The organism is Candidatus Cloacimonadota bacterium (genome assembly GCA_034661015.1).
Lineage (GTDB): Bacteria > Cloacimonadota > Cloacimonadia > JGIOTU-2 > JGIOTU-2 > JAYEKN01.
On the sequence record JAYEKN010000126.1, the window covers coordinates 1 to 3,629 of the forward strand.

At 34.9% G+C, this 3,629-nt stretch carries 6 protein-coding genes; all 6 read right to left on the bottom strand.

Annotated features, from left to right (window positions below; translation table 11 throughout):
* Positions 1 to 88 precede the first annotated feature (88 nt).
* From lspA to U9P79_05160, 6 genes are read right to left on the bottom strand one after another with little or no spacing between them, the layout of a single operon-like run.
* Entirely contained in the window at positions 89 to 640 is a 552-nt protein-coding gene (lspA, locus tag U9P79_05135; GenBank protein MEA2104012.1) for a signal peptidase II, read from the bottom strand.
* Positions 594 to 980: a TraR/DksA C4-type zinc finger protein gene (locus U9P79_05140; protein MEA2104013.1), complete on the bottom strand. Its 387-nt coding sequence runs from the start codon at positions 978 to 980 to the stop codon at positions 594 to 596. The genes lspA and U9P79_05140 overlap by 47 nt, the downstream gene beginning before the upstream one ends.
* Positions 981 to 994: 14 nt before the next feature.
* On the bottom strand, positions 995 to 1,813 hold the full coding sequence (locus U9P79_05145; protein MEA2104014.1) for a purine-nucleoside phosphorylase: 819 nt from the start codon (positions 1,811 to 1,813) through the stop codon (positions 995 to 997).
* Entirely contained in the window at positions 1,791 to 2,351 is a 561-nt protein-coding gene (locus U9P79_05150; protein MEA2104015.1) for a DivIVA domain-containing protein, read from the bottom strand. The genes U9P79_05145 and U9P79_05150 overlap by 23 nt, the downstream gene beginning before the upstream one ends.
* An 11-nt stretch (positions 2,352 to 2,362) precedes the next feature.
* A complete protein-coding gene (locus U9P79_05155) occupies positions 2,363 to 2,632 on the bottom strand; it encodes a YggT family protein (GenBank protein ID MEA2104016.1) in 270 nt (89 codons plus the stop codon).
* A 2-nt stretch (positions 2,633 to 2,634) separates the two neighbouring features.
* Complete coding sequence (locus tag U9P79_05160) at positions 2,635 to 3,204, bottom strand: thymidine kinase (GenBank protein ID MEA2104017.1); 570 nt, start codon at positions 3,202 to 3,204, stop codon at positions 2,635 to 2,637.
* Positions 3,205 to 3,629 lie beyond the last annotated feature (425 nt).

Below are 3,629 nucleotides of genomic sequence, written 5' to 3' on the forward strand. Positions count from 1 at the left end.
AAGAATTTTTTTGAAATTTTTAGATGCCTGAAAATCCTGGTAAAAAACAGATCATAATTCATTGGAGCGAGATACATAATTTTTCTCCTTAAGACAGATTATTTTTATGCTTTTCATTATTTTCAAAAAATGTATAAAATATTATTAAGATAATAACGCCAACCACAATGCATGAGTCGGCAATATTAAATGTGTACCATCGCCTAACTAAAAAATCAGGGAAATCGAAGTCAAGGAAATCAGTAACTTTTCCGAAAGTAATGCGGTCAATGAGATTGCCAACCGCACCACTTAAGATGAGAGTGAAACCAAACTTAGCAGCCGGATGATCAGACTTGCTAAATAGGTAGATCAGGAAACCGATTGCAATAAATGATACGGAAGTAAAAATGATTTTATTAATGGAATTCGATCCGATAGAAATACCAAAAACAGCTCCCGGGTTTTCTACAAAAGAAATCCGGAAAAAATTACCAATGATACTATATGATTTTCCCGGATCACAAAAACTTCTCACCAGTATTTTTGATACTTGGTCAAGGGTTAAAAATAGAATAAAGAAGATAAAGAATTTGCGTAAGTGGAAAATTTTATTATCTAACGTTGTGATTTTGAAACCCCTCTTCTTTACGTTTACAATCTATACAGAGATCTGTATATGGCACTGCTTTAAGCCGTTTGTCTGAAATTTGTTTTCCACAATAAGTGCAAATCCCATAGGTTTTAGTAAAAATCATTTTAAGTGCTCGATCAACTCTTTTGAGATTTATCAGTTCTCTTTCCAAGATGTGAGTTTCTTTTTCTCTTTCATCCGAATCAGAACCGAGATCAGCAAGATGAGTTGAATATGCAGAAATATCACCTGCGGAATCTCTAATTGATTTACTGAGACTCCTATCAATATCTTCGATAGATTTAACAATTCTTTGACGATCATTCAGTAATATTTCTTTGTAGTGGTTAAGATCATTTTCAGTCATTGTTTTCTCCTGTGTTAAATTTGATTTAGAAATTCTGAAATTAAATTATTCAGATTCTCTTGAGATTTTTTGGCATAGTGTTCGATATCTGATTGTTTATGTGTGTTGGAGTGAAATAAATTCGACATATTTGTAATTGAGGAAATTCCAAGAATTTTTAGATTCAAATAAACTCCGGCAATCACTTCGAGGACAGTGGACATTCCCACCATATCCGCTCCCATTCTTTGAAGCATGCGGCATTCTGCTTTTGTTTCGAGGTTCGGCCCGATCAATCCCGCATAAATTCCCTCTGATATTTGAATTTTTTGTTCTTTTGCAATTAGTTTGATAATCTCAATATATTTTTTATTGTATGCATTATGCATACTTGGGAATCTGGTGCCTAACCGGGCATCGTTTGGTCCGATTAAAGGATTTTTGCCGGTAAGATTAATATGGTCTTGAATTAAAATTAGACTTCCGGGTTGAAAATTTTTATTTAACGAGCCAGCTGCATTTGTGATTATTAGATTTTTTGCTCCGAGTTCTTTAAGTAAATAAATCGGATAAGTAACATCCTGAGCGGAATAACCTTCATAGCAATGCAATCTACCCCGCATTATGGCGACATTTTGGTTTTTATGCTTTGCGATAATAAGCGTCCCTTTATGCGAAGGTGCTGTGGGTGTCTTAAGATGAGGGATATCTTTATAGAGAATTTCGGTTTCAGGAGATAAAGAAGAAAGCGTTTTATTTAATCCTGTGCCGAGAATAATCGCCGTGTCAATCTTTGCGGGAAATTCTTCGCTGATAAATTTTACGCTTTGATTAAGTCGTTTCTTCAATTCCATTTTTTTTTTCTCCCAAATGCGAATCTTCAGTTGAAATGCTTTTTTCATTTTCGGAAAACGAATTTTCAGATTCAGGTGTTTTGTCTGTTTTATCGGTATTCTCCAGATTTTCCAGCATAACATTGATTTTGGCTTTAAAATTTTGCACGAATTGATTCTTCTGCTCTTTTAGATTAATATAATCATGCTCCAAAATACTTAAGAAATCTTTAGCTTTTTTTATTTTTTGTTTGGAAGTTATTTCCGCATCTGCTATTATATTTTTCGCTTCTCTCTTCGCATTAATAAGCACCTCGTCTTTGAGTTTTTCAGCGAGAAGTAATGTCCTTTTTAACAAATCTTTTTGTTCATCTAATTTTTCGAGTTCTTTATCCTGTCTTGCAATATGATTTTTGAGTTCCTTGATCTCTACAATCATTGCTTCGGATTGAGCGGCAACTTCATCCAAAAATATTGTAACTTCGGATTTTTTGTATCCACCTAAACCGGATGGGAACTCTTTCTCTTTAATTTCCGAAGGTGAAATGTGTATTTCCATATAGCCTCATTTTATTGTATTATCATTTTAACTATCTGACTGCGGATAATTTCAATAATAAAAATGACGATCAGAGGAGAAATGTCTATGCGAAGTCTGCTATTTGGGAATAGATTTCGTATTCCCCTGCGGATAGGTTCAAGTACCGGCTCTGTAACTTTCATCAAAAGTATTATAATAGGTTGAGAATAATTGGGATTGAACCAAGAAATTATTGCTCGAATAAATATGAGCCAAACATATAATCCCAAAGCCCAATAGATAAGGTTAAGTAATGCCATTGTTATTCCTTTGCAAGTTCGGGGTCAAAACAATCTCTACAACGAGCTTCGTAGATTTCCTGTTCTCCCACAAGTATTTCTTTGTCGCTTTTAATCAAGCGTTGAGTTCTATTGGCTGGATTTCCACATCGTTGGCAAATTGCCAGTGTTTTTGTGATATATTCCGCTTCTGCCAGTAATTGCGGAATGGGTTCGAATGGTCTGCCAAGATAGTCCTGATCCAAACCGGCAACGATTACCCGTTTGCCTTCGCAAGCAAGTCTGTTGCATAAGTGAACCAGCTCATTATCAAAAAATTGTGCTTCATCAATTCCAATTACTTCAGTTTCATCTTTAATTTGCGCTGCTAAATCTTCTGAAGAATTCACTGTAATTGAAGTAAGTTTGGATTTGTTATGCGAGACAATATGTTGCTCGCTATAGCGTGTATCAATTTCCGGTTTGAATATCTGAATTTTCTGCTTAGCAATCTCTGCCCGACGCAACCGACGGATAAGTTCTTCGGTTTTGCCGCTGAACATGCTACCGCAAATAACTTCGATCCAACCTGTTTTATGTTTAACAATATTCATATTAATTACTCCGATACGTCAAATTGTTTCCCCGTAATTTTGTGTCAAATTTTCTAAACTTCTTAGCTGAATAGAGTCTGTCCGTAAAGTAGGGATTCGACGCAGATGAACACTGAAAAAGTGGATTTTCGCAAGATAAAATTTTTTTGTAAAAAGTGTAACATTAGCGCCTGCCCCGTTGAATGCTTTGTATTTTATATTCAACAGGGGTTTATCAGCATAATCAGTGTTTATCTGCGTCGAATCACATTCGGAGAATCATTGCAAAAATGCGAGTTTACGGATGGACACTAAATATTCTGGAAATTTGTTGGATATATTATAAAGGAGTTGGAAGCATTTTTTTATACGATTCATTTTTGTGAAGGTTTTGTTAATTTTTTATATTCCATGGAGTGCAACATCCGTGATGTTGCAGTGTTGTA

Excerpts from the sequence above, each read along its gene's own strand:
- U9P79_05140 (MEA2104013.1), bottom strand. The coding sequence starts at position 980 with ATGACTGAAAATGATCTTAACCACTACAAAGAAATATTACTGAATGAT.
- U9P79_05145 (MEA2104014.1), bottom strand. The coding sequence starts at position 1,813 with ATGGAATTGAAGAAACGACTTAATCAAAGCGTAAAATTTATCAGCGAA.
- U9P79_05150 (MEA2104015.1), bottom strand. The coding sequence starts at position 2,351 with ATGGAAATACACATTTCACCTTCGGAAATTAAAGAGAAAGAGTTCCCA.
- U9P79_05155 (MEA2104016.1), bottom strand. The coding sequence starts at position 2,632 with ATGGCATTACTTAACCTTATCTATTGGGCTTTGGGATTATATGTTTGG.
- U9P79_05160 (MEA2104017.1), bottom strand. The coding sequence starts at position 3,204 with ATGAATATTGTTAAACATAAAACAGGTTGGATCGAAGTTATTTGCGGT.